Consider the following 25,211-nt stretch of genomic DNA (forward strand, 5'->3'; position numbering starts at 1 on the left):
ATAAGCAAATATATTATTTTAATGCAAATACACAAACATTAATAGGATATGATGAACAAATGGCTTGTGGAAGACTATAGGATTCATCTCCCCAAACTTTTTGAACACTTGGGTTTCCAAAGTATTCGAACGGAAAAGACCCATCGCATTTTCGAAAATGCCGGACTGTATTATATAGTCATATATACAGAAGAGGGCTTTTTGTACTATAAGGCCCAACGTCCGAAGGAAAAACTCTCGGCAACAGATCTGATCACCGAACACGTCTCGAAAATTGAGGGCGTACAAAAAGAAATGCTATGGGACAAGGTAGCGGCCTACCATACAAAGGTATTGGAGACTGACGCTTTGACCATATCAAGGGATTGGAAGGGTGAGTTCAAAAAAGTGCCCAAGGATTTCAATCATTTCGATTCTTATAGACTTCCCATCCAAAATAATGGCGAAGGCCTGTACGGTGATGCTGCCGATTTACCCTCTTTTACCGGCCGTATGTTCCTAAACGAAAAAGGGGAGATTCTTTTCCCCCTGTTCAATATGCAGAATACCGTTTGCGGGTATTTCGTCGACGCGGGCAAAAATGTGGCCCCCTACCGGGAATCAGCTGCGAAGCATGCCTTATGGTATTCCAATATACCCAAGAAAATTGACGGACTCTTTCTTTTCAAGAATCCCAAGGAGGCCTTGGCCTTTCATAAAAAATTCCAATTGAAAAACGTGGTGTATATGGCGTTGGGAGAAATAAATTCACAAACAACCGATATTCTTTTTCAAATACGGCAAACCGTTAAAGTGGACAAGATTATGCTTAGTTTTACCGGAGAAAAGAAAATAGAAGGTTATTTACGGGACCTTCATTTCATAACCTTCATAAAGGATTCCGGATTCAAATTGTCGTTGACGGACAGGGATATGGTACTAAGATTCCCTATTGGCGACAAAAAAGCCTTTTCCAGATTTTATGACCATACGAAAAGGTACAATAAGGAACTGGCCCAAAGCTTTTTAAGATATAACAACATACTCGACCAGCATCGATTGAACCGGTACGGAATCTCGGTTTCCAAAAACGAGGAAAGTATCAAGGTGCGATTGCCCTTGGAGACGAACGCCATTAAACTTTTGGTCTGGTCGTACTATAAAAACTATTTGAACAAGGCGATAGATATTCTAAAACCCAAGTCCGGTAATTGGTATTCGGAATGGGAGACCATGGAACATCGATCCAAAAGCGGAAAGGAGGTGCAGTTGAAAGAATATAGAATCGCACTATAAAAAAATGGAAAAAGGGCGCTCCCGCCCCTTTTCCGTTCCTTAACTAGCAAATCACTCCTGAAATGCTCGTTACTCAAAAGTACTTAATTAAAAATTCCTTAACAATTAAAAATCACTCAAAAATGGAAAAACAAGTAGAAAAAGTGTTCGTAAAACTCAATCAGGCATGGCAGAAAGGCGATGCGGTCGCCGTCAACGACACAACGTACAAAGTGAAGACGGCCGACAATCTGACCTTTGAAATCGATAAGCAGAGCGAATATCTCGAAATGCAAAGGTCTCCTGCGCAGCGATTTGCGTTGGGCGAGGCCAAAGAACGGCTTGAAGGTGCGTATATCAGTTTTGCCAAGCTCCCCGAGAATGTGCAGGATGCCATCGTAAGAGGGGAAGAATACCTCCATAAATCCGCGTATCCAAAAGATGGTATCATCAAGGAAAGCGTTAAAATGGTGCAAATGGTATACAGTCCCACTTCGGGTTCCCGATTGGATGTTCAGATCAAGCGCAAGGAGGAGGTAACGTTGGCCCAGGCCAAGGCATACAACCACCAGTTTACACAGGCCGAGTTTGACAAAATGGTCAATGAGGGCCGGTTCGTTTCCTTTGAGGGCCGTTCCTCCAATGGAGAATCGTTCACGAAACTGGCCTATTACGAGCCAAAACTGAACGATATCCGTACAAAATCGGCTTTGTCGTCCAGCACCTATCTCTATGGGCAACAATTGACCAAAGAACAGGCGGATTCCTTAAATCAGGGCAAGGAGACGAAAATAACGATCAAGGCAACCAAGAAGGGGCCCTTGACCTATATGGTCAGCTACAGCCCGAGAGCCGAGCGCTTTATTACTAAATCTTTGGAAAAAGCAAAGGTCAAGGATATGGAAACCAAGGAGGCGATAACGGTAAGCGGCGAAAAAAAAAAGAAACAGCCTAGCAACGCCATAAGTATGTAATCCAATAATTACCAACTCAATGTAATGGCCGACATGCTTGGTGTGTCGGCCATTTTAAAACCTTTCCATGCAAAGTCCAAACTACGGGGATAACCCGCAACACTATAAAAATTTGATTGCCCAGATCAATGAAGAGGCTAATTTTCCGATGTACCTACATCAGAACGGATACAAGTTGGTACAACAAAGTGCCGGGTCTATGGAGTTTCAAAATGACGAGGACCGCATTGTACTGCAGACGATGCGCCAACCCATGACCTACTTCAACCGGAACGATTCCTTCGACAAGGGCCTGTTCTTTAAATACCTTTTGCAACGTAGTGCCAATTTCTACAAAGCCATAGAAAGAGGTTTGGAAATAACCAATCGAACCTACGATCTAGGCAACACCGTTATCAAAATCACAAAATCGAATGCTTTCCTAAAATCGTTGGAAGAAAACTACAATATAGTGCCGTTGCGGAATTCAAACTACTTACGGATCCATCGGGGAATCTGCAAAGCTACCATAAACAGTCCGCTCTTTAGGGGCCGCATTTTCAATGCCTATCACATTAGGGACAACGGCGGTAGAATCGCCAACATCGCCTTTCCCAAATATGACTTGGCGGGCGACCCAAAAAACTATATCCTCTATAACAAGCCCTACCGCAGAAGGGCCGACAATAAAGTAAAAAAGTTCCGTCTTGTATTGAATCAAAAAGATTATTTTCTTTTTCATTCCAAAATCATGGCAAGGCCGACCAGAATTATTTTCGGGGAAAGCGGTATAGACCTTCTCTCCTACCAAGAACTTCATGGCAAAAAGGATGATTTCTACGTTTCCTTCGGTGGGAACGTCTACAGGGAAAAACTACAATTCTTCATGCAATTGATTACGCCAATGCTACAAAATAAAGGCCTCGAACTCAAATCCATCATGGACAATGACATTTCTGGCCATGAGTATGACCTAAAGATCTTTACGGCCCTGATCAATCAAAACAATACGGACCTCTATGCGGAAGCCTCGTTCAAAAATGGCAATGTCAGTTTGAGCATCCATTATACTGAAAAAGTGCGAAATCGAATTGCATCCCACAAAAATCTCTTGGAGGAAAGATTGACCTCTGACCTCCGTAGGGACAACCATGTTTTTGGTTTGGTTCGATGTGTGGGGTTCTCCGATAAATTGCTTTTGGAATTCTCTTTACAGGAAGTAATCAATACTACCCATATCATACGGCAACAAAATGTATTCAAGACCTTACTCGACGCCATTAACGGCCTGTATCTCCCTTTTACCGCCAACATCCATAAATCAAACGGAAAGGACTGGAACGACGACCTCATGGTTTCGAAAAAAACAAAATTTATAAAAATGGAAAAAGTCGTACCCAAGGAATTGGGGATTGGCGATCAAATCGAATTGAAATCGCCCAAGGGTCCAGAGGGCGCAACGAACAAAGGAACCATCAAGTCCATAAAGCCAAATGGCGTCGAATGTGATTTCGGGTTGACCTATACGTATGCCATCCCCTATTCGGCCATTGTCTCCCATTTTAAGAACACCGCTTTTCTTTCCAGGGAAAGGGAGGATGAAAGAACAAAGAAAAACGATAACTTACAAAACCATATCGCATGAATATCATGGAACCACTATCGGAAGAACTACAGGACAACCAATATTATGTCGCCCTCTTGGACGAACTCGTCGAAGAGAACGATATCGAACTAAAGCACCGTCTGCAAAAAGCGGATACCTATGCCCAGTTCATCAACGATCAGGCAGGCCTATTGATGGATAAGACCATAGACTACATAAAGTCGAATGAAGTATCTTTCGTCCTTGCGTCCAACATAGTGGTAGAGCAATGGAAGGAACGTATGTTCAATTAGTCCTTCAATTTCATTCCAACCCTGAAGTTTTCAACATGAAGGACAAGAATCTGGCTTTTTCGGCAATGCTACTATCCGTGCTGGTATTTACGGTAATAGGTTTTACGGGCTACTATCCCATCCTGCAGGACCGGCAGTTGGATTCCAATCTTTCCGAAATAGTTTATCGGTTCTTGATGCGATTTGGACCCTTACAAAGCCCCCTGAAAAGCAGGGGATTGTTGGTGATGTGCATTCTTGGTGCGGTCTTGTTATACAACCCTAAAAAACAGGAAGGCAAATCGCTCTCCAGTGGCCTTTCGTATTTTGGTATGGGCTGTATGCTTCTTTTAATATCTGCATATTTTAAAACGAACCATATCGGTATGTTGTGGTTGTCCGCAGGTCTCTATTTTTTAGGGTTCCTATTTACCGTGTCCGGTACGGTTCATATTTTCCAAACGATGAATTTCGGCAACATGGTCGATGACGACCCTTTCAATGACCGGAACGAGATGTTTCGGCAAACGGAAAAACGTGTGGACACCGAACATTCGGTAAACATACCTTATGAATATAGGTATAAAGGGAGATTAAGAAAGGGCTGGATAAATTTTGTCAACCTTTTTCGCGCTTTGTTGATTATCGGTACGCCAGGTAGCGGAAAGTCCTTTGCCCTGATCGAGGAAATTATCGAGCAAATGATAGAAAAGGATTTTACCATGCTGCTCTATGATTTTAAATTCGACACCCTGAGCAAAATCGCTTACAACTACCTCAGAAGAAAAAGGGAACGGCCCGAAAATGACAAGGCCCCCCGAACCGTAAAAATTCCGGAATTCTACGTCATAAGTTTTGATAACATCGAAAAGTCGAACCGTTGCAATCCCATCGATCCGTATTTGATGAAGAACCAGTCCGATGCTGCGGATGCGGCCACCGTTATCATGAAAAACCTGAACAAGGATTGGATAAAGCGCAGCGATTTCTTCGCGAAGAGCGCCATAAGTTTCGTTTCGGGACTGATTTGGTACTTGAAGAAGAAATCCGAGGAATTGGGCAAGAACATATGTACGCTTCCCCACGCCATTACCTTATCCATGGTCAACATCGAGTACCTGTTGGAAATCATGATGCAGGACCTGGAGGTACGCACCTTGATGATTCCATTTAAGGATGCCATGGAAAGACAAGCGGGCCAGCAATTGGCAGGGCAGACCGCGAGCGCACAAATTTCACTATCGATGTTGGCCAACAAGGAAATCTACTATATCATGACCGGTAACGATTTTCGCCTGGATATCAACAATCCCAAAAAACCTAAAATCGTGTGTATCCAAAACAATCCTGACCGTTCGGAAGTCTACGCGGCCCCTATCGGCCTCTACATCAATAAGACCTTGCAAGTAGTCAATAAACCCGGGGGAAGACCGTTAGGATTGATTTTCGATGAAGTCCCGACTGTCTTTATTATGGGGCTTCGAAAGATAATCGATACCGGAAGGTCGCACTATATCGCTACCATATTGGGCATCCAGAGCGTCACGCAACTGATTGCGGATTACGGTAGAGAACTTGCGGAGGTTATATTCGACAATTGCTCGAACGTTTTCAGTGGGGCCGCCAAAGGAGAAACCGCAAGACGGATAAGTGAAATATTCGGTAGGATACATCAGGAAAAAAAGAGCAAAACGGTTTCCAATAACGACACTACGGTCAATTATAGTACCATTCTCTCCGAACTGCTGCCGAAGAGTAAGATTACGAGCATGTCCACAGGTCATTTTGGGGGAATCGTTGCCGACACCTTTGAAAATCCCATTGAACAAAAACTATGTTTCGGCCAGATAAGACCTAATATGGCCTCGAAGAAAATTCAAGGTAGATACGATATTCCCGTACATACCCATTTTAAATGCAAGAACCATAAAGAGTTGGTCGAAGGAAAGCTACGACTTATTGGGACCCTTGATTTTTTCGATAATGTCCATGCAATCGATTTCCAGCAATTGGACTATATTGATTTTTACAATGTATATCTAAAGGAGTTTGCCCATAAGCACTATTCCAATACCATAAAACGTATGCAGTTCATAGCATTGGTACGTGAACTGAAACTTTTTGACCACCTGCCCCGTTTGGAAGAGCTTTCAAGAAGGAAAACCTCAAAAGAAGATCTAAAGGCTTTCATTTTTAAGTTAGTGGACCGGATGTACATTGACAAGGAAATCGATAATGTGTTGGATATCAATTTTTTGAAAGTCATTAAGGATATCGATACTTTAGTTCAGGAGGAATATTTGATAAGCACGGGAAAGCAACTCGAATCCACCGTTTTCGATAAAAATAAAATGGGTGATCAGATCGGGGAATCCCTAGAGAAGGAAGAGGCCATCGCAGCGCATTTCATGAAAGAATATCGTAAGAAGCCGAGCAGGGAATTGGCAGATGCGTTCTTAAAGGTCCATCAAATCCCGACATTCGAAAAGGTGTCGGCAAGCCAGGAAGTGAATTTGTTCGCCGCTGCCGAACAAGAGGATCTGGAGGCTTTATATTCGAGTTTTCCGGTCGAAACCAAAGAAGAATAATGAATAGCAACTTAGCATAGCCTCAAATTCACCAATCAAGAATGCCGATAGCTGAAGTGTCATATAAACTAGTAAACTAAATAGTATGGAAGATATAGAAAAAATCATGAAAGGGTCAAAGAAGGACTTTGCTTACATCGGGGAGCGTTTGCGTATGATACGCGAAGAACTGGTCAAGAAGGACACCGACAATCAAATTACGAGTCAATTCTCAATGAAAAAACTTGCGGAGCGTTTTGATATGAATCCCATGACCATCGCGAACGTCGAACGGGGAACCATTTCCCTTACCACTATAAAGCTGGCACTATATTATTATACGTTGGGCTATAATATGATGTGGATCTTTTCGTACGATAACGAGTTTATCGAAAAGCACAATATCGGCGAGAACGTGGTGTACCAAACGGATGTACAGGAGGAATATAAGGAATTGGAGTCCTCTATAGTGGATGCCTTAATGACCTTCAAGAAGAAAATTTAAAGAGGGGTATCACAATTTGTGATACCCCAAAACCGACCAAATATGACAAAGATCGTATCAGAAACCATTGCCGAAACAATCCATTATTTAAGGGGGCACAAGGTAATCTTGGATTTTTATTTGGCAAGATTATACGAAGTGGAAACAAGATCGTTAAAACAGCAGGTCAAACGGAACCTCGACAGGTTTCCGGAGGATTTCATGTTCGAGCTCAGCGTCCCTGAGATAGATGAACTGGTATCACAGAATGTGATACCCAACAGAAGTATTTTAGGTGGGGCCGTTCCCATGGCCTTTACCGAACAAGGGGTGGCTATGCTTTCCAGTGTACTTAGAAGCCAAAAGGCACTTGATGTCAATATCGCTATAATGAGAACCTTTGTCCAACTCAGAAAGCTTTTTCAATCGAACAAGGAGCTGGAGAAACAAATACTGGCTATGGAACGGAAATACGACCAGCAGTTCAAAGTGGTCTTTGACGCGATCAAAAAGCTTATCGTCAAAGAGACCGGGCCCAGAAAACGTATTGGATATAAGTAACCAGGTTACGATGGGAAATTTAAACTCGTGTACCAATTCAATATTTCAATGACTTTATATTTCAAACCAATAAAATGAAGCGTCCCGCAAAAAAGTTTACCATGGAAGAATTACTTGAGTTCGCCGATTGGTGTAGAAATGGATTGACCAATTCGGAATATAAATCCTTATCAAGTTCAGGACTTCTTTACCCAAATTGGCGTAAAAGTAAGGAAAAAGCCAAAGTTGAGGAAAATTTGAAACAGGCCAGACTATGGTTCAATGCAAGACCTGGGGATATTCTAACAGTAATTTCAAAGGACCCTAGATCAAAAATAGAGCTGGGAGAAAAACTCGTAGTCCAAAAGATATGGCACTCAATACGAGAACTAAACGACGAAAGAGCAAATGTCTATGATGTGAGATTAAAACGGACTAGAAAATCCTCGATAAAAAATATAAAAATCTCGGCATGGAGTGATGGAGTTTTGGTTAACTCCAACTGGCTTTTCGAAAAGTCAAGCTCTTAGGGATAATTAAAGAATTTGGGATATTTAGTTGAAAATAAGAGGCGCAAATAATCAATTTTTATTGCGTCCCCAAAATCATGACATTGGCTTCAACTTCTAAATTAACGACACTAGCCATGTTTTTTGAAACACTTTATTAATAAAATTCTCCGTGATACAAGGAGCTTAAAATAAGCAGGGTATGAATTCTGATGGTCTTTTAAATATTTACGAACAATACTACGAAGCTGAATTGAAATATGGGTTCTTCATCAAGGCGAAATCATGGCAATCCATAGGCCAGGTCATGTTCATAGCCGGAATTGACGAAGGGCAGCCCTTGAGAGGGGAACCACCCTATTTCAACAACCCAAAAGTTATCGTAAGACTATTCTATGCCGACAGTGTTTCGCAGATTACCGAGTCGACCACGTCGCGGGTCGTAGCTTTGGTGGATGGTGGTACTTATAGGTACCAGCCTGTTGTCTGAAAAAGTGTTTCGCCAAAACCAAATCCCGATAAGGTGTCTTTTCCTAGATAAATAAAGATTTATATTTCGAGTAGTCAGTAAACTCGTCCTTAAACCCGTTAAAGACGTCTTCTTCTTTATAATCGCCACCTAGAAGTGAACTGAATGCATAAACACTTTTTCGTAGCAATGAGGCCTGTTCGGCACTAACTTTTCGGTTTGACATCTCGATCAATTTTTCCCGTAAGCCGTTTTCCATATGGTACTCCATCGTTTCAGGATGTAAATTGGGTTGAATACCTTCATAGACCATTATGTAGGCAACCTTTCCGTACCACTGCTTTTCCATTAAATAAGAGACCCATAGGTTTTTAAGCTGCCCTCGTCCCTGCTTTTTTATACTATCCATGGCCGTGCGTTGTTCTTTCAGTACATCATCCAAATTTTTCAGGGAACTGAGATATTCATTAGTGTTTTTACGTAATGGAACACTGACCGGATATTTGGAATAGATGGATGCTACATGGATTTTATCTCCCCGTGCTTCAAAAAAGAAACCTCTGGCATTGAAAAGCCTTATATAATCGGTTGGGGATTTTTCAAATAGGATATTGAATCCTTCCATTGCCTTATGAAAGGCCTTTAAACTCTTTTTCTCGTAACCCGTTCGAAACGTTTTGGTCATGCTCCCATATAATTCCGGCATCAATGTCGGCAGGAAAAATGATGTTGGATTTAAATCCATGGCTTTTGTGCTATCGTCCGCTGTTAGCATTTCCAACACCTTTTCATTTTGGTTGATGGACCCGGTGGAAATATAGGCTTCATCGGAATTGGAGGGAATTATTCCTTGCAATGTAAGGGGAATGGAATGTGTGCCAGAATTCAAAAAGGTAACGTTGCCGTGATGATATTTTAGACCTAACCCCCGTAGTAGATAAAATGCGATGTTCGTATCGTTGGTTATGTCAAAAACCGATTTTTCCAGCACCTTTTTAATCAACCCCGTCCTTATTTCCAGTTTTTTGATTTCCCTTTTCGATTCGGTCTTCGCGAATTCGGCTCGAATGTCATCAAACCTATTTTTAAGGGTCTTGGGCAACATTTTTCCGTTATTTGCACCTAGATAGTGGTTCAAAAAAGAATAGTGCTCAGTACGTGCTATAAGTGGCAGCAAGTCCTTAAGATTTCTGTTTACAACAAATTCCGACAATAGCTCCTTGCTTTTATTTGTGCCCAGATACGATTTGTAGAAAGCGTTCTTTATCAGTTTTTTGATTTCAAGGCTAAACTGATTACTCCCAATATCAATGTGGGTCTCGGAGGACTGGTCTCCACTCAATCGGGAATTATTGGGCCAATCGTGTTGCAGGCTTATCTCGGATGCCTTAAAAGTATATCCCGACTTATCATATATAATAAAGTCCGCCAATTGCCTATTCCTTCCATATAGTAGCTGACAATCGATGTTCTGATAAGATTTCAGGACATCGGGCAAATCCTCGGTCTTAATATTATTGAAGAGTTTAAATGTGGTCAGCAGTTGCTTTTCCAAACGTTTTTTGTGCATGGGTAAAAGCTTTGATTTGCTGTATTTTTCAAAGATGGTCCTTAGTTTTGGCCCACTCAGTTCAGGATGGACGACATAGCCGTTTATGAACTGGGTATTGTATTGTTTTTGGTTGTCGATGCCGTAGGCCACCCCTACCCTTCCGCTGGCATGGGTCATCGTCCTTACGACGATATGGTAAGGTTTTGCCAATCGCGCCAGCTCTTCAAAACCCCGAACTTTATATTTCTGCAACAGGCCGTTGATTACATCCTGCATATAGAATTTAGTCCCGTTATTTTCATCGACAGAAAGCTGTAGTTCGGGCAAACGGTACTTCGGAAGGTCCCTTTGAACCTTTGTGCCCGGCGAAGGAGAGAGACCGTATTTTTTCTCCAAAAACCTTTGGGTGGCTACATTTCTATGGTAATCGTTGCGCAAATTGATGAGCGTACCGGATTCGTTCACGGTGGTAGATACAAGGTGTACATGCTCATGGATGGTATCGCTATGGCGTACCACGACGTAGGGCTGTTCCCCGTATCCCATTTCATCCATATAATCCTTGGCAACCTTATAGAACGTTTTGTCGTCAAGATGCTCCCCATGGGGCAGGTTGAGGGTAATATGGGCATATCGACTGGCCGAATCATGGCGTTGGCCCTGAAAATGTAATGTATTCGCGAAAAATTTAGGGGTGGTGCCAAATTCCGATATCGTGTTCTGAAAGCCCAAAATGGTACTTCCGTTCTTTCCAAAAACATAGTTCAATACCCCATGTATGGTCTCGCGATATAGAATACGACCGATCATTTATGGTAATTTTTCACTTAACAGTTCCAAAATTTGCATCAATAAGGTATTCGTTTTTTCGATTTCAGCATCCAACTTTGCGGATGGGCTTCTCAAATTTTTGGCATGTGCAGTTGCTGTAAGCTGGTTTATATTGGTGCCGATCCTATTGATTTGATAAATGAGGTTTGCCGAAGGTCCGGGCAGTTTTTTGGTGTCCTCGGCCTGTTGTTTATCAAGTATCAGCCGCCTTAAAAAAGGGGCCACTACTCCCCTTTTGGTAAAATCGAGGTTGTAGGTTCCCATGGTCTCCTTGACCATTTGCAGTTCCGAATCATTAAAGCGGAGCACTATGCCATGTATCCGCTTTTTATTGCCTAAAGGTTTTCTGCCTGTTTTACGTGCCATTTCTCTGGTTTAACGGTATAACCGCATTTTTCACTTCGTTAGAAGTAGTAGTTTTAAGATACTTAAAACATAACTTGCGAAATTCTCTGAATTTCAATATACGAAATTATTACCGAAAGTAAATGGGATATTTAAGGTATAAATGTGCCATCAAATTAATTATGGACATTATAACATCTTGGATAACAGCGAACGATTGTTTTTACCATCTTAGGTAGGGTTGTCAAGACAACCTATTGCCCCCATAACGGATTCATTTTATGATATGCACCATCTCAAATGATAATAAACGATACAGCAAACTTAAACACCGCGCTTGGGCAAAAAAAAGTGCATGGGACTTTTTTGTCCCATGGGCTTTTGAGCGGTTCCGAGGATGCCAAGGAGGCCGATAGGCATTTCTTGGCTTCCGCAGGAACATGGGCTACACTTTCCTTTGATTTTATCCTTCGATCATATTGTATTTGAATCCAAAACGGTCTAGATACAGCCATCCTGTTTTTTTAAAATCATTATTTAAAAAATCGGTCCTATTTGCATTATTGGACCTTTATACATTTCAAGAAAATCATCGAAATATCATAAAAATAGATTCGTCCTTAAGCCAAATGAAACCACGTTGTGGATCCATTTAGATTCATTTGGCCTCATATGGTTTTAGCCCAAATTATTTTTCATAAACATCTAGTTATTAACAAATTATAATTATATATTTCTCAATAATTATATAATTAATTAGGGATTTAGGTCATTAAACAATGCCTTGATTATTTCATCATTTAACTAATTATTGAAAGAACTAAATAACGGATTATGGATACAAAGATTATTAGTGTGGTAGGCGAAAAAGGTGGTATCGGAAAAACGACATTGAACATTATTCTAGCTTCAAATCTTTTCTATGCAAAGCAGCAAAAAATTGTGCTTTTGGATGCCGATAATCCTCAATACTCCATCTACAAAAAACGGAATCGGGAAATGGAAATGTTGGATGCCGAAGAAAGGGCAGGTTTGGAACTTTATCCTATTGAACCAGTAACCGTTCAGAATCTACAGGATGCCATCCTGAAGTACTATGGCCAAGTGGATTATATAATTCTCGACCTTCCTGGCAGTTTGAATGTAGAGATGGTCAAAGGGCTAATGTATGTGGAACATGTTTTTGTGCCCTTTGACCATGACGAACTGGAAATAGACAGCACTTCACACTTTTATTTCACGTTGAAAAATAATTTCCTTGATAATGAAGAGCGTGTATTAAAGAGCATCCATCTTTTTTTCAACAAGTACAAGCTGGTCAAAAGAAACAAGTTTGCGGTGCTGCGCCAGCAATTTAAAGAGGCGGGTATTCCCATGATGACCAGTGTAGTCAAGGACAAGACCATCTACAAGGAAAGATATCGGAATACACTGTACCCCATACCTGAGCATAAAGAAAGGGGCGAAAAAGATATCAAACATTTCTTTGAGGAAGTAAGCCAACTAACAAAATAGCGCAATACTATGAAAAGAGGAAAAAAAGTAAATACACTAGGTCTGATCCAAAAAATGGCGGAACAGAACAAAGAAACCGTGAATGTGCTGAAGACCTTGAAAAGTGAGCGTTCGATTGAGGAAACGCCGAGTGGGTCCAAACAACATTTTGAGCCTAAAACCGTTAGGAATACGAAAGAAACCGCAGTCATTGAGAATCATAAAGGGATGACATCCAAAAATTCTTCAATGACCGACGAGTACCCGGTTCGACAATTTAAATTGTTCCTACGCACGGAAAACTTTCGCGATAGAAAGGAATCCTTCGTGCTTTCCTTAAGTAAGGACTGCATGGGAAAATATGAAAAATTGGCACAGGGGGCATCCTATAAATTGGACATAAAAACCCATCGCAATGACTTGATAAGAAAGGTTTTGGAAGATTTTATAGATAAAAAGTATAGAAAACTGATAAACATAATAGAACAAAAATAGAAAACTTTGAGCAGCTACTGGTACATATTGATAGGTTTGGCCCTAATCTATTACGGGTATGTTCTGTGGGTGCTGTTCAAGAAGAAAAAAACGTCAAAGAAAAAAGATTCAAAAAATATTGCTTTTTTGCATTTAAATAATATATTTGCATATAAGTCAGATAATGAACAAACTGATTTGGAAGCTGTACTCGACCAGATGACCGAAGTGGAAAACACCTCGGAACTTCTGGAAGCTTTTAAAGAGGGTTCATTGGAAGATGATGCAAATTCCTTAACTCGCAAAAAGCATGAAAAACTCAAAGTTATCCGCAATGAGGATACGGCCGAGAACAATGGGCCGGATTCCGAAACCTGATCCCATTATCCTATTCCTACTTCTGGTCTGCATTCCCATATGTTTCTACGGCCAGTTTGACCAACTCCTGCAAGAGGCGCAAGATTTCAAGAACGACTCCAAAAGCCTTTCCCGTGAAATCATAGATATTATCAAGATTATAGCGGGCACGGCACTTGGTATTATGGCCTTGGCCTATATCTATATCCGTAACCAACAGACGGATCTTGCGGATAAACTTGGAAAGGCCATTATTGGGATAGCCATCTTTTTTGCCATGATCGCCATTGGCGAGGAAATTGCCAACATCTAAATTTCCTTACGTCATGGAGAATAATTTTATCCCGATCAGGAAAGGGCTGCAAAAGGATGTCCTATATCGAGGCCTCAAGGCAAAGTACATTATGTACTGCCTTTATCTTGGCCTGGCAGCGATTATACTGGGACTGGTCCTATCCACTTTTATTCCGATGGTATTGGCCATGTTAGCGATCGTCATCGCAATCGCCATCATATTCCTCGTCCTTCTGTTCTACTCACGAACCTACGGCGCCAATGGGTTTGTCAAAAAAATGGCAGATGCCGCCAAACCCGATTCCATAAAAATATCCAATACATACGAAAACCTATTGCTATGGAAAAACAAGTAGCACTTTGGGACGCGTTCCCTATTTACGGTTATGAGAGAAGGGCATTGATATCCAAAGAGAAGGGTTGTTTGACCGTTCCCCTAAAACTTGAATTACCCGAAGTATATACATTGGATGCTCTGGAATATGGAATGCTTCAAGAGCTGTTTTCCAACATCATCAATGTCTTGGGCCCGAATAGGCTCCTACACCGGCAGGATTTCTTTCTTCAGGAAAATTATACTCCGAATTCCCAAAGGCTACGAGGCGATATGTTGGAACGCGCCAACGAAAAACATTTTGAGGACCGCCCTTATTTGGTCGGCAGCCATTATCTATATATCAGCGTTGTTCCCAAAAATTACATTACCTATGGTTCCAAACGGGCGAACTCGTTCTTGGGCAAAAGGCGGGAATTCTATTTGTCGCATACCGTTCCCGAAGAATTCATCGATAGCGGAATATTGAAGGAGTTCGAAAATCAAGTGGAGAATGTCGACAATTTGATTAATTCGAGCGGTCTGATAAAGTCCGAACTATTGGATTATGACGATTTGTTTTCCCCGGATGGGCTATACCCCAAATATTTTGGCCTTTGTGAAGAAAACGCCAATCTAACCGATGTGGATTTCGCCAACAACTCCATAAATATTGGCAGTAAGAAGGGGCAATTTTTCACGCTGGAAAATTTGGATCAGTTCACCAAAGAGCATGTAGGCACCCATGAGCTATATGGAAAGTTCACTACCCGTCATAATCGTTTCCCTATCGGCAATCTGTTTTCTTTGGGTTTCAAGGTGCCCCATGAACATATCATCAATCAATATATCCACATACCGGATCAGGAAAAAGCACTTTCCAGCCTACGGAAAAAAGCGAAAAGCTTCCAGCGCTTCAGTACCGGAAAGAAAGATGACAGTAACGCGATATACGCGGATCAAATATTCGACTATACCAAAGATATCCTTGAAAACCACAAGGAAACGGTCTTTTACCATCTCAATGTATTCGGGTTCGAGGACGACCGGAGCAGGCAAGGGCAAATGGAAAACTCCATTTCTTCCGCCTTTAAAAAATTGAAGATCAATGCAAAGAGGAACAGTATAGATAGGAAGAATCTGTTTTTTGCCGGTGTCCCTGGTAATGCTATTGGCATCCCGTTCGAGCTATACCTACCCATGCCGAGCGATATGGCCTCCTCCCTACTCTATTTTGAAGGCGGCTATAAAGATTCGTCGAAAGCCGTTGATGGGCTGCGTACGGTGGATAGAATCTCCGGCCGGCCGCTTACTGCCAGCTTGTATCGAATACCTGAAGAAAAAGGTTGGATATTCAATCGGGGGATGTTGGTCGCCTCCGGGTCGGGCGGCGGCAAATCCTATTATGTCAACCATTACATCGCTTCCGAACTGAGGCAAGGCGGGGAGGCCGTTATCATCGAGGACGGCAATTCCTACGATAAACTTACCGAGGTATTTGGTGGCATAATCCTGCAGCATGATGATGACCGGCCATTTACCTTCAATCCTTTTCTTCTGGACAATCACGATGTTGTCGAGAACCGCACTCGGAGCAAGACTTTGGCCGAAAGCAAACTGCTGCACCTTGTAACGCTTCTCAAATTGATTACGGGTAACAGTAAGGATGTCACAGGTTTGGAAGTCGCAAATACCGTTATCGAACTTTTGGTTACGGGTTATTACGAGTTAATGTGGCAAAGCGGTAATACAAATTTCAGGTTTGACACTTTCTATGAGTATTGCAGGAATCATATAATAGCATTTATTGGAACCAAAGAAATTCCGAAGGAAAAATTCGATGCCAATGTGTTCCTCTTCCTGCTGGAAAAGTATTACACAGGCGGGCCGAGAGGCGAACTCTTGAACAAACAGGACGATAGGATTACCAGACTAAGCGATGAAAAAGTGGTGTACTTCAAATTGGGCAAACTGATCGATAACGAGCTGCTGTTTCCCATCACTGCGCTGATGATAATGGAGATCTTTAACAAGAAGATGCATGACCTCGCCAAACTGTCCATAAATAAAATATTGGCCGTAGACGAGGCATGGAAGGCCTTGGTAAGGCCCGAACTGGTACACTATTTCAACAGCCAATCAAGAATGGCGCGAAAACTGGGAGGCCAGCCTATTTTTATTTCCCAAAAAGTAAGTGACTTTATCTCCTCCGAAATCATCAAAAATGCCATTGTGGTCAACTCGCACATCAAGGTCTTCCTGGACATGCGGGACTTTGCCCAATCCTTCGATAAGATACAGACCGTTATGGGTTTAAACGAGAAACAAAAACAGCTTATTCTTTCCATCAATAAGGATTTACCGAAGGACAGAAAGTTCCGTGAGGCCGCGTTCTGTTGGATGGACAAGGTAAAGGTCTACGGCTTGGAAACCTCTTTGGAAGAGAAATGCATTTACGAAACCAATCCGACCGAGAGCGGTAAAATTTTGGAACTGTATAAAAAGAATCATAAAAATTGGGAGTTGACCGCAAAGGCCTACGCCTTTGAAAATGCTCCATAAAACTAAGACTATGAAAAGAACATTTGTATTAATGGGTTTGCTTTTTCCATTGGCGATCATTTCCCAAATTCCGGTTACCGATGCCGCGACCAACGCCAGCGTTGGAATGGTAAACAGTCAACTGATGAATATCAACATACAGCTAAAGGCCGTCAACAAAAATCTTTCCCGCCTTATTAACCTGATGGAGAAAAACAACAATGAAACCTTAAAATCGAGAAAGATCCTTAAAGAAGAGCTGGAGGCCAAGAAACAGGCACCGGCCTATGTGACCAAATCGACGGACGTTAGCAGGACCATCGACTTAAAAACCAAGATTTTGGAGGCGTATCGCACTTCCAAACAGACCGTACAACAATTGGAACACTTGAATCGAAAAGAAAGGCAGGAGTTTTTTGGCTTTGCCGCGAACGCTATCCTTGAAACCAAAAACCTTTTTAAACAATGCAACGATATCCTGAAGACCAAGGCGATAATCCTACCCGAGGAACGCCTAAAGAAAGTGAACGGAATCAACAGTGAACTGGAAAGTATTCTCGATAACCTGATAGTCTATAACAACAAACTTTCACGGACCAATGCCTTCAGAAAGTCCAGAAGCACACTGATAAATATGAACAAAGAATAAAAAGAAACCATGCAGATTACGGACAAAGGAATTCGGGAAACGGTCAACGAGCTTTTTGACCAATATATTATTGACGCTTTTGAGGTGGTCGATCCCATTATAGGTATCGGGCAACAATTCGCCTATATCGGTATCGGGCTTATCGCACTGGGCGTGTTTCTGAACGAAGAAAAAAGAGCGAACATTCTTGCTTACCTCAAATGGGTGCCTTTGGCCATATTGCTTTTGAACTACGAAGTGGTTATCCTGACCATATACGAGTTTTATCAAACGGTCGGAACAACTTTTAAAGCCAACGATATTTCGTGGGACGTACTTCAAACGAAGATTTTTATAGCACAGATGGAGGCCCTTGAGTCCGAGGACGGCACATGGAGCTTATTGGCTTTGGATTCGGAAGGACTTGCATCCATCGCCTTGGGATTTGTTACCTCTACGGCCACGTCGATTGCCTCGTTCATATCGGCCGTTGTATTTGTCGGCATCAAAGCCATGTCGGTAATCTACCTTTTCGTCCTGATCATATTTGGCCCGTTGAATATCGGGCTGTCATTCATTCCTGTCTTTTCGGGGATGTGGAAAGCTTGGCTACAGAAGTTTATGAGCGTATGCCTATGGATACCCATGCTATATCTGATCGACAATTTTATGCTCAAGATTCTCGATAATCTTATACAAACTTTGCTATACGACGGAGAAGCCAATTTGGGCCTGGTGCTGACAAGTGCCCTATTGATGTTAATGAACGTATTCGTATACCTCAAGGCACCGGTCTTGTCCAACTTTATTGTGCAGGGCATGAACGTAAGCGCAAGCCAACTAAAAGACAGGACAAAACATTATGCCAAAAAAGCGGCACAGACAGCGGTCGATGCAAAGACGGGCGGAGCTACAAAAGGCGTAAGAACTTTGATACAATAATCCTTTCAACGATCAAAGAAGAATTTAAACGAACACAGAAGAACAGATGGACGGTAAATACAGGATTTTCAACGATTTAAGTAGGATTCGTAGCAATAGCAACAAGGTACTATATGTATCTTTAATTCTTACGTTCGTCTCGACCATCCTCAATATCTACTATACCTACAGAACGAACGAGAGTGCCAGGAACAGTTTCTATCTGCTCGATAAAGGCCAGAAATTGGCCGTAGTCAGAATCAAGGACTACAAGCGGGCGGTAGATATTTTATGCGAAGGCCATATTGCAAATTTCCATGAACTCTTCTTTGCCTTGGAACCTGATTTGCGCCATATCAAAAGAAATATTGAAGGCAGGGCGCTTTATATGGGCGATCATTCGGTACAGCGATTGTACAATAGGTTGATCGATCAAAGTTATTATGAGGATATAGCCAAAAGTGGCTATTCCATCGAAGTGGAAAAGGATTCGATTTTAGTGGATTACTCACGCTATCCCTTTCCATTTCGGTTTGTCGGAAAACAACGAATCTTAAAAGATGGGAATGCGGAATATCGAACCTTGATCACAACGGGGTTTATCGAGGAGACCAAATCGACACCGAACAATTTGAACGGTTTAAAGATCCTCAGGTTCGATGTTTTGAACAATACGGATCTGTAACCACCAACCTATGAACAGTATGATTGAAAAGTTTAACCATTGGATACGGCAGCATAAGCTGTTCGCTATTTCTGCACCCATAATCGTGTTGCTTACGGTATTTTTTATCACGACCAGTATAAGTTCTGTGCGGAACCATGGGAAAAACGATTTGGATAAGGATGGTTACAACAATTTCCTGCCGGACCAAAAGAAGGAACTTAAGGTCGAGGAACCAAACGATATCTATAAAAATGCTCAACAAGATTCTTTGGACGCCCAGAAGAATAATGGACTTTTCAAAAGCATTCTCCGCTCAAAAAAAGAAAACGATTCACTGGAACGCCTCTTGGAAGAACTGAACAATTTTTCATTGGACGAAACGGCTTCGCAAGATATCGATGATGAAAACACCCTCGACCAAAACACTACAACCCCCGAATATGTTACAAAAAAGAGCGTAGCCAAAGAAAAACTGGAATACAGGAAGTTACTGATGGAAGCTCGTGACGAACGTCTTTCGCGAAGTCAGGACTATTCCGCACCTTATATGGAATCACCATCTACAGTTACCGTGGAATCAATAAAATTTGATGCGTCAATATATCGCGATCAGTTCATACTGCCCGGTAATCGTGTAGTGCTTATTTTAAGGGAAGATGTGCACTATAATAACAAGCGATTCCCCAAGAACACCTTTGTGTATGCCAAATCGAACTTGCAAGGATCTCGGGTTCTGTTGGAAGTAACCAATATCGACAACGTAAAGATACCGCTAACGGCTATCGACCAAGAAGATGGAATGGTCGGATTACACAACGAAAGGGCAGGTGAACTGCTGAATGAATTTAACGCAGAGATCCGACAACAAGGAGTCAATGAACTTTCCGAAGCGGCAGGAGAAGTTTCTGAAACACCACTCGGTCGAAACCTTGTCCGCTCCTTCGGCAACTTTTTCCAGAAGAAAAAATACAAACAACAGGATAAAATCTTATTGGTCAATGGAGACCGTGTTTTTTTGGTGCCCAAAACCTAAATGAATGGCTAAGAAAATACTACTCATATCAACATTTATTTTCGCTTCGGCATGTGCCGCACAGCGTTATAGCGACACTTTGGAAGTGGCTAGAAACTACAAGACCATTTTGATATTTCCTGAAAATATTTCTGAAAGTATTATCGGGAACGATTTTGGGTTTATAGCAGACCTGCCAAAAGCTGAGGGAAGTAAATTTCATGGAAGGATCTTAAAGCTATATTACGATGAACTTGCCACGGAGGAAAAAAACTTTACGAACCATACCGTAATTACAGAATCGGGCCAAGTCTATGATTTCATTCTTGAACTGACCGAGCGACCAAAACAGTTCACTTGGTACATCAAGCCCGAAATGGCCATTACCAATATTGATGGAACAACAAGAAATGTGCAAAATAACAATAGCACTTCTGAGGGTACTACATCAGAAAACAAAGAGAATGAGGCGGTAGCCATATCAACGGCTAAATCTGCAAAAACTTCCGACAATTCCATAGACAGGGCAACCAAAGAGCTTTACGAAAAAGATCCAATGGAATACTATCGTCTTCGGTGCTATTATATGCAGTTTGACAGGGCCAGAATCAGTCGCTATTTTGCACGGTTGGATAATGTTTTTCTTTGGCTCAAGGGGGTCTATTATAACGAGGACGAACTCTATTTTCAGTTTCGGATCGAGAATAAGGAAGGGCTTGATCTGGACATCAATTTCATCAAGCACCAAATCGCCACAAATTACAGGAACAGTAGCAGCAACCAGCGAATGGAACTAAAGCCCCTTTTTACCTACAAACAGCCCAAAACGGTGGCCGGAAAGAGCGAGAACCATTTCGTGGTGGTCTTTAAAAAATTCGCATTGGACGAAAAAAAAGAGGTGGTCGTGGAATTGGACGAAGAATCGGGCAACCGAAACCTGTCCCTGAAAATCGGGCATGAAATAATCAACAACCCAATACACTTTTGAACATGAAAAATTTATTATTCATAACCGCAATAATAGCTTGCAGTTCAATTCATTCCCAGGAAGGCAATTATGCTTCATCAATCGGGGTCAGCAGCGGATATGCCGAAGACGGTTTTGGCATTATGGCAACCTATAATTACCACTTGAATCGAAATCGGTATGCCCAGTTGAGCGTATTCGCCGCCATAGCGGAAGACCGAGGTACGTTCACGATTCCCTACAACATATTCACGGTACAACCTGGCTATTTCTTTAAAATTCTGGAACAAAGAAACTTTAAACGTTATGCGCTCAATATCGGGGGTGGTGCCATTATCGGTTACGAGGTCATCAACAATGGCAATAGCCTCTTGGAAACGGGTGCGGTCATCGATGCCAAGAGCCAGTTTATCTACGGAGCCTATGTAGGGCTTGAGGGCGAGCTTACCCTGAGCAATGATTTTTCCCTCTTGGTCAAGGCCAACGAGTATTATCATGTAAATAGCGATGTGGGCAATTTCTATCCCTATGCAGGTATCGGCCTTCGTTATTTTCTGTTTTAAAACCAGTCGAAAATGAAAAAGTTACAAACTACTACAAAAGTGACAATAGGGGTTTTGACCCTCATTTCTATCCTAGTTATTGCCTGTAGCAAGGATTTTGAGGATGTCATTTTGGAAGATTTCGATTTCAGCTTCTCGGTGGAACATCCCGAGGAAAGCTTTGTATTCGAACGTACGAGAACCTCATTTTCCCTGGTTCCGGAAAAGGAAATCTCTACAGTAGATTATTTTCTAAAATACTCGGCAGCCAATGCAAAAGGCTATTTTTTAAACATGGAGGGGGATACGATACGTGAGAACGACACATTGCGCATAACCGATAAAAATTGGGCCTATAATTACGTGGCTATTGATACCGGTATGCATAAGATCAATTTTTTAGCATGGGATTCCAACATGCGAGAGAAGAGATTGGAGCTGTTTCATCGTGCCAAATATGCCAGTTTCAGTTTCTTGCTCAACAAGGGACTTAATGAATTTATCATCAATTCAAAGAACCCGGTCAATCTTACACTTATTCGTGATAAGGAAACTGAAAGTCCAAGTACAATAGGGAATTTTGAAATAACGTATCAAATCGAGAACGGCTCGGGCAAATTATATTTGGGCGATAAGGTCTTTGATGCGGGGAATCCATTTTTCCTACCAAAAGGCATTTCCGAACTATCCTACCTACCCGAGAATTTGGGTGAACATAAACTGATCGTTACTGCCAAAGCCCCTGATGGCGCTACCTTGACCCAAGAACTATTATTGACTGTATTAAATCTTGGTTTTACACTCAATACAACGGCTTCCTCTTCACAGGTGGAGCTCGATACGAATCTGGCCATTGCCATAGACCTTGCAACACAGGATGAAAATTCGAATGTGACCTATGAGATAACCCATTCCTTTTCCAGTTCAAGTGAGGGTGGTGGAACCGTAAGGGACCAGAACGGCGGGGTTATGGAACCGGGGCAATTTAGGGCCATTGACCCTGACACTTATAATTTTTCATTTACGAGTACGAATCTGGGAAAGCGTAAAATATATTTTGACGTACGGGACAGTAATGGTCAGCAAAAACGGGACAGCGTCGAAATCGAGGTCGCCAATATTCCGTTCACATTCTCCGGCAACTCGGAAAGTAATTCGGTGTTCATCAATGAAAGGACCCAATTCAACTTCAATATAAAATCCAATGGAAACACGAACAATATAGAATACAGCATTTCCTATGAAATTCTGGAGGGAAATGGTATTGTACGCAACGTGAACGGTACAGAACTCATAAATTCAACGGATTATCCAGTCGCTTTCGGTAATTTTTCACTGTTCTATATCCCAGAGACGGCTGATACCCATAGAGTTTCCTTTGTGGTAACGGATAATTTTGGACAATCCTCTGAACCGGTTATCATCGATCTGGAAATCAAGCAAAATGAATTCGAGGCGACTTTCACCCCATCAAAAACATCTGAATTTACCAATATTCCCGTTTCTGCTATTGTGAATATCGATGAAGAACCTGAAGGCACCAATGACACCTATGAGGCATTTTTTACCTCTGGAAAAAGTGGTGGGGTAAGTATTAACGGAAATTCTTATGGACCTGGGGAGAAATTTAACTTGACCGCAGACATAAACAACATATTTTATACCGGTTTTGAGCCTGGTGAGCATAATTTGGTCTTTAGTGTCGAGTCGGGATCAGGCGTAACCCATGCGACGGAACCTATAACCATAGCATATCAACAAGTTGATTTTTCTTTCACTGGCGGCATCCAAAAATCGGATATTTCTGTTGGGGAGGTGACCTCGGTAAACTTCAATATTTCAGAAAGCGTAGGGTCTTCGGACTATACCATGCGGTTTGCAATGAACGGCAATGCATTGTTGAAGGATACCAATGGAAACGCCGTAAGCCCAGGCAATAGTTACGATGTTCCCAAGGGGAATTTCAATTGGAGTTTGGAGGGCATCAGCGAGGGAACGGTTACTATAACTTTTTATGCCAAAAATGAGACAGGGCTGGAAAAACCTGTTCCCATTACGGTCAATGTCAGCCCGAAAGACTATGTTCTCACTGTAAATGCTACGGGGCCTGGCGCATTTATTGGAGAGGCCATACCCATTAACTTTAATATTACTGAAATCGGCCTGGGGGGAGATACGTATACCATGTACTATTCTACCGGCAATGCTAATAGTACTTTTGAATTTGACGGAAACTCTTATGGCCCAGGAGAGGCATTCCCAGTGCCCGTTGGTTCATTTTCGGGTAACTACACCGGCCTTTCGGAGGGTTTGCACAACATAGTATTCAACACCATATCTTCTTCCAATGTCACCAAAAACGAAAGTGTGGATATTGATTATGAGCGATATGTTGAGCCATTCGATTTAACCATAAGTCAGGCTCCTGGTGAACGCCTTGAGGGAGAGGCATTCAATATAACTGTCATCACCAATGCCATAGGAACCCATGATAATACGGTTTCCTATACGATGACCTTTTCCTTTGAGGGTAATCGAGCGGGTTATTTTCTTCTTTCAGGATCAAGATATGATGAGGGCGAAACCGTTCCATTGAACTATGGGAGCACCAATCTCACATTCTATCCCGACAGTCAGGATACGTTCACCATTGATTTTGAGGTGGAGAATTCAACGGGGGAAACGCAAACCGGAAGCACATTTGTGGATACCTTGAGAAGGCCTGTAGCTTTTGTAAAAGGAGAAAAGTACAATGTCAGTTGTGGCGGTTTGAATGGATGCGATTATCAGGTAAGGATATACACTTGTTATGATATCGGATGTTCCGAGGCCTATGGGGGTGCCACCTTGGACCGAGTAGAGATCAGGATTTACAACAGAAGGGATAATCGATGGGATACCCGGGTATTCAACTATAATGAGGCTGTGGGGAATGGTGTGGACCGATACTTTTTGTTAGAGGAGGAGGCCAGAGAAAGCAGACTACGTTATTTAGACCAAGACTTTGAGGTCAGGGTCAGGGATACCAATGGACAGTGGAGTGAAGTGGCTTTTGGTAAAGTAATAAGGGTATAAGACAAATATCTCTTCGTTTAAAGATTCCTTTTTGAGGCTGTTAACTACGTCTAAATACATAGGTAACAATCACATTGCGGTCATCTAAAAAGTCCTCTTCTTCAACAACTAGTCGGTTTTGGGTAAATTCTATGATCGTCCAATCGCTACGGGTATCAAATCGGATAATCTCGTTATTTATTAATTCATAGGTATCACTTTCCACGTTTTGAAATGCCGGAACATCACCGCAAGAAAGTCCATTTTCATTGATGGTGAAAACATCCTTTTCCCCAGGTCCCCTATCATTGAAAAACGTCAAATTGTCCTTTAGGCACTGCCGAATTTCGTTTGTATTATAAAAGTCATCATTCACTGTGCCATCCCCATTAATATCGACTGCGATGTTGGAACCAATGGCCTCATACTCCCATTGACCAAGCAAGGCTTCTGCCCTATCTGCTTCAGAAACACCATTGTCGTCATTATTACAAGAGTAAATTAATAGCACCAATAAAACTAGAAAGACTTTAGTGTAGATTTTCATTTCGAAATGTTTAGACGC

Annotated in this window: 25 protein-coding genes; 22 read left to right on the forward strand and 3 right to left on the reverse strand. The window is 41.9% G+C overall.

What is annotated here, in order from left to right:
* Positions 1 to 48 precede the first annotated feature (48 nt).
* From AACM45_RS04340 to AACM45_RS04380, 9 genes are all read left to right on the forward strand, one after another.
* Entirely contained in the window at positions 49 to 1,275 is a 1,227-nt protein-coding gene (locus tag AACM45_RS04340) for a hypothetical protein (RefSeq protein WP_147296615.1), read from the forward strand.
* Positions 1,276 to 1,397: 122 nt separating this feature from the next.
* A complete protein-coding gene (locus AACM45_RS04345) occupies positions 1,398 to 2,228 on the forward strand; it encodes a hypothetical protein (RefSeq protein ID WP_339141012.1) in 831 nt (276 codons plus the stop codon).
* 67 nt (positions 2,229 to 2,295) lie between these two features.
* Entirely contained in the window at positions 2,296 to 3,852 is a 1,557-nt protein-coding gene (locus AACM45_RS04350; protein WP_339141014.1) for a hypothetical protein, read from the forward strand.
* Positions 3,849 to 4,106, forward strand: a complete 258-nt coding sequence (locus AACM45_RS04355) for a hypothetical protein (RefSeq protein ID WP_067030369.1) — start codon at positions 3,849 to 3,851, stop codon at positions 4,104 to 4,106. Before AACM45_RS04350 ends, AACM45_RS04355 begins: the two co-directional genes overlap by 4 nt.
* Positions 4,107 to 4,141: 35 nt before the next feature.
* On the forward strand, positions 4,142 to 6,673 hold the full coding sequence (locus AACM45_RS04360; protein ID WP_339141016.1) for a type IV secretory system conjugative DNA transfer family protein: 2,532 nt from the start codon (positions 4,142 to 4,144) through the stop codon (positions 6,671 to 6,673).
* Between the two features lie 85 nt (positions 6,674 to 6,758).
* Positions 6,759 to 7,157 (forward strand): helix-turn-helix domain-containing protein, encoded by a 399-nt coding sequence (locus tag AACM45_RS04365; protein ID WP_067030363.1) that lies wholly within the window; start codon positions 6,759 to 6,761, stop codon positions 7,155 to 7,157.
* A gap of 42 nt (positions 7,158 to 7,199) precedes the next feature.
* Complete coding sequence (locus tag AACM45_RS04370; protein ID WP_067030360.1) at positions 7,200 to 7,697, forward strand: ORF6N domain-containing protein; 498 nt, start codon at positions 7,200 to 7,202, stop codon at positions 7,695 to 7,697.
* Between the two features lie 74 nt (positions 7,698 to 7,771).
* Positions 7,772 to 8,206, forward strand: a complete 435-nt coding sequence (locus tag AACM45_RS04375) for a hypothetical protein (RefSeq protein ID WP_067030357.1) — start codon at positions 7,772 to 7,774, stop codon at positions 8,204 to 8,206.
* 181 nt (positions 8,207 to 8,387) lie between these two features.
* Entirely contained in the window at positions 8,388 to 8,675 is a 288-nt protein-coding gene (locus AACM45_RS04380; RefSeq protein WP_067030354.1) for a hypothetical protein, read from the forward strand.
* Between the two features lie 43 nt (positions 8,676 to 8,718).
* On the opposite strand, the gene AACM45_RS04385 is transcribed toward AACM45_RS04380, so the two are convergent.
* Entirely contained in the window at positions 8,719 to 11,016 is a 2,298-nt protein-coding gene (locus AACM45_RS04385; RefSeq protein ID WP_339141019.1) for a relaxase/mobilization nuclease domain-containing protein, read from the reverse strand.
* Positions 11,017 to 11,403, reverse strand: coding sequence for a plasmid mobilization relaxosome protein MobC (locus AACM45_RS04390; protein ID WP_116183697.1), 387 nt, complete (start codon positions 11,401 to 11,403; stop codon positions 11,017 to 11,019).
* Positions 11,404 to 12,216: 813 nt separating this feature from the next.
* On the opposite strand from AACM45_RS04390, the gene AACM45_RS04395 reads away from it, so the two are divergent.
* From AACM45_RS04395 to AACM45_RS04455, 13 genes are read left to right on the forward strand one after another with little or no spacing between them, the layout of a single operon-like run.
* Complete coding sequence (locus AACM45_RS04395; RefSeq protein ID WP_067030418.1) at positions 12,217 to 12,897, forward strand: ParA family protein; 681 nt, start codon at positions 12,217 to 12,219, stop codon at positions 12,895 to 12,897.
* Positions 12,898 to 12,906: 9 nt separating this feature from the next.
* Positions 12,907 to 13,371 carry a hypothetical protein gene (locus tag AACM45_RS04400; protein WP_067030415.1) on the forward strand — a complete coding sequence of 155 codons (465 nt, stop codon included), beginning with the start codon at positions 12,907 to 12,909 and terminating at the stop codon, positions 13,369 to 13,371.
* A gap of 6 nt (positions 13,372 to 13,377) precedes the next feature.
* Positions 13,378 to 13,728 carry a hypothetical protein gene (locus tag AACM45_RS04405; protein ID WP_147296617.1) on the forward strand — a complete coding sequence of 117 codons (351 nt, stop codon included), beginning with the start codon at positions 13,378 to 13,380 and terminating at the stop codon, positions 13,726 to 13,728.
* Positions 13,661 to 14,020 carry a hypothetical protein gene (locus tag AACM45_RS04410; protein ID WP_166247889.1) on the forward strand — a complete coding sequence of 120 codons (360 nt, stop codon included), beginning with the start codon at positions 13,661 to 13,663 and terminating at the stop codon, positions 14,018 to 14,020. Before AACM45_RS04405 ends, AACM45_RS04410 begins: the two co-directional genes overlap by 68 nt.
* Before the next feature lie 13 nt (positions 14,021 to 14,033).
* Positions 14,034 to 14,357 (forward strand): DUF4133 domain-containing protein, encoded by a 324-nt coding sequence (locus AACM45_RS04415; protein WP_116183701.1) that lies wholly within the window; start codon positions 14,034 to 14,036, stop codon positions 14,355 to 14,357.
* On the forward strand, positions 14,342 to 16,876 hold the full coding sequence (locus tag AACM45_RS04420; RefSeq protein ID WP_339141024.1) for a TraG family conjugative transposon ATPase: 2,535 nt from the start codon (positions 14,342 to 14,344) through the stop codon (positions 16,874 to 16,876). The genes AACM45_RS04415 and AACM45_RS04420 overlap by 16 nt, the downstream gene beginning before the upstream one ends.
* A gap of 10 nt (positions 16,877 to 16,886) precedes the next feature.
* Positions 16,887 to 17,504, forward strand: a complete 618-nt coding sequence (locus AACM45_RS04425) for a hypothetical protein (protein WP_116183703.1) — start codon at positions 16,887 to 16,889, stop codon at positions 17,502 to 17,504.
* Between the two features lie 9 nt (positions 17,505 to 17,513).
* Positions 17,514 to 18,425 (forward strand): hypothetical protein, encoded by a 912-nt coding sequence (locus tag AACM45_RS04430; RefSeq protein ID WP_116183704.1) that lies wholly within the window; start codon positions 17,514 to 17,516, stop codon positions 18,423 to 18,425.
* 46 nt (positions 18,426 to 18,471) lie between these two features.
* Positions 18,472 to 19,089 carry a hypothetical protein gene (locus AACM45_RS04435; protein ID WP_067037738.1) on the forward strand — a complete coding sequence of 206 codons (618 nt, stop codon included), beginning with the start codon at positions 18,472 to 18,474 and terminating at the stop codon, positions 19,087 to 19,089.
* A 19-nt stretch (positions 19,090 to 19,108) separates the two neighbouring features.
* A complete protein-coding gene (gene traM / locus AACM45_RS04440) occupies positions 19,109 to 20,104 on the forward strand; it encodes a conjugative transposon protein TraM (RefSeq protein WP_339141027.1) in 996 nt (331 codons plus the stop codon).
* Between the two features lie 4 nt (positions 20,105 to 20,108).
* Entirely contained in the window at positions 20,109 to 21,071 is a 963-nt protein-coding gene (locus tag AACM45_RS04445) for a DUF4138 domain-containing protein (protein WP_339141028.1), read from the forward strand.
* 2 nt (positions 21,072 to 21,073) lie between these two features.
* Complete coding sequence (locus AACM45_RS04450; protein WP_067037733.1) at positions 21,074 to 21,613, forward strand: conjugal transfer protein TraO; 540 nt, start codon at positions 21,074 to 21,076, stop codon at positions 21,611 to 21,613.
* Positions 21,614 to 21,625: 12 nt separating this feature from the next.
* Positions 21,626 to 24,667 (forward strand): TraQ conjugal transfer family protein, encoded by a 3,042-nt coding sequence (locus AACM45_RS04455; protein WP_339141029.1) that lies wholly within the window; start codon positions 21,626 to 21,628, stop codon positions 24,665 to 24,667.
* Between the two features lie 40 nt (positions 24,668 to 24,707).
* On the opposite strand, the gene AACM45_RS04460 is transcribed toward AACM45_RS04455, so the two are convergent.
* The gene (locus tag AACM45_RS04460; RefSeq protein ID WP_067037728.1) at positions 24,708 to 25,193 is read right to left on the reverse strand and encodes a hypothetical protein; all 486 of its coding nucleotides are present in this window, start codon (positions 25,191 to 25,193) and stop codon (positions 24,708 to 24,710) included.
* Positions 25,194 to 25,211 lie beyond the last annotated feature (18 nt).

This window comes from Croceitalea sp. MTPC5, from assembly GCF_036985505.1.
Classification (GTDB): Bacteria; Bacteroidota; Bacteroidia; order Flavobacteriales; family Flavobacteriaceae; genus Croceitalea.

Coding starts and splice junctions, on each gene's coding strand:
- AACM45_RS04340 (WP_147296615.1), top strand. CDS start 49: ATGATGAACAAATGGCTTGTGGAAGACTATAGGATTCATCTCCCCAAA.
- AACM45_RS04345 (WP_339141012.1), top strand. CDS start 1,398: ATGGAAAAACAAGTAGAAAAAGTGTTCGTAAAACTCAATCAGGCATGG.
- AACM45_RS04350 (WP_339141014.1), top strand. CDS start 2,296: ATGCAAAGTCCAAACTACGGGGATAACCCGCAACACTATAAAAATTTG.
- AACM45_RS04355 (WP_067030369.1), top strand. CDS start 3,849: ATGAATATCATGGAACCACTATCGGAAGAACTACAGGACAACCAATAT.
- AACM45_RS04360 (WP_339141016.1), top strand. CDS start 4,142: ATGAAGGACAAGAATCTGGCTTTTTCGGCAATGCTACTATCCGTGCTG.
- AACM45_RS04365 (WP_067030363.1), top strand. CDS start 6,759: ATGGAAGATATAGAAAAAATCATGAAAGGGTCAAAGAAGGACTTTGCT.
- AACM45_RS04370 (WP_067030360.1), top strand. CDS start 7,200: ATGACAAAGATCGTATCAGAAACCATTGCCGAAACAATCCATTATTTA.
- AACM45_RS04375 (WP_067030357.1), top strand. CDS start 7,772: ATGAAGCGTCCCGCAAAAAAGTTTACCATGGAAGAATTACTTGAGTTC.
- AACM45_RS04380 (WP_067030354.1), top strand. CDS start 8,388: ATGAATTCTGATGGTCTTTTAAATATTTACGAACAATACTACGAAGCT.
- AACM45_RS04385 (WP_339141019.1), bottom strand. CDS start 11,016: ATGATCGGTCGTATTCTATATCGCGAGACCATACATGGGGTATTGAAC.
- AACM45_RS04390 (WP_116183697.1), bottom strand. CDS start 11,403: ATGGCACGTAAAACAGGCAGAAAACCTTTAGGCAATAAAAAGCGGATA.
- AACM45_RS04395 (WP_067030418.1), top strand. CDS start 12,217: ATGGATACAAAGATTATTAGTGTGGTAGGCGAAAAAGGTGGTATCGGA.
- AACM45_RS04400 (WP_067030415.1), top strand. CDS start 12,907: ATGAAAAGAGGAAAAAAAGTAAATACACTAGGTCTGATCCAAAAAATG.
- AACM45_RS04410 (WP_166247889.1), top strand. CDS start 13,661: ATGAAAAACTCAAAGTTATCCGCAATGAGGATACGGCCGAGAACAATG.
- AACM45_RS04415 (WP_116183701.1), top strand. CDS start 14,034: ATGGAGAATAATTTTATCCCGATCAGGAAAGGGCTGCAAAAGGATGTC.
- AACM45_RS04420 (WP_339141024.1), top strand. CDS start 14,342: ATGGAAAAACAAGTAGCACTTTGGGACGCGTTCCCTATTTACGGTTAT.
- AACM45_RS04425 (WP_116183703.1), top strand. CDS start 16,887: ATGAAAAGAACATTTGTATTAATGGGTTTGCTTTTTCCATTGGCGATC.
- AACM45_RS04430 (WP_116183704.1), top strand. CDS start 17,514: ATGCAGATTACGGACAAAGGAATTCGGGAAACGGTCAACGAGCTTTTT.
- AACM45_RS04435 (WP_067037738.1), top strand. CDS start 18,472: ATGGACGGTAAATACAGGATTTTCAACGATTTAAGTAGGATTCGTAGC.
- traM (WP_339141027.1), top strand. CDS start 19,109: ATGATTGAAAAGTTTAACCATTGGATACGGCAGCATAAGCTGTTCGCT.
- AACM45_RS04445 (WP_339141028.1), top strand. CDS start 20,109: ATGGCTAAGAAAATACTACTCATATCAACATTTATTTTCGCTTCGGCA.
- AACM45_RS04450 (WP_067037733.1), top strand. CDS start 21,074: ATGAAAAATTTATTATTCATAACCGCAATAATAGCTTGCAGTTCAATT.
- AACM45_RS04455 (WP_339141029.1), top strand. CDS start 21,626: ATGAAAAAGTTACAAACTACTACAAAAGTGACAATAGGGGTTTTGACC.
- AACM45_RS04460 (WP_067037728.1), bottom strand. CDS start 25,193: ATGAAAATCTACACTAAAGTCTTTCTAGTTTTATTGGTGCTATTAATT.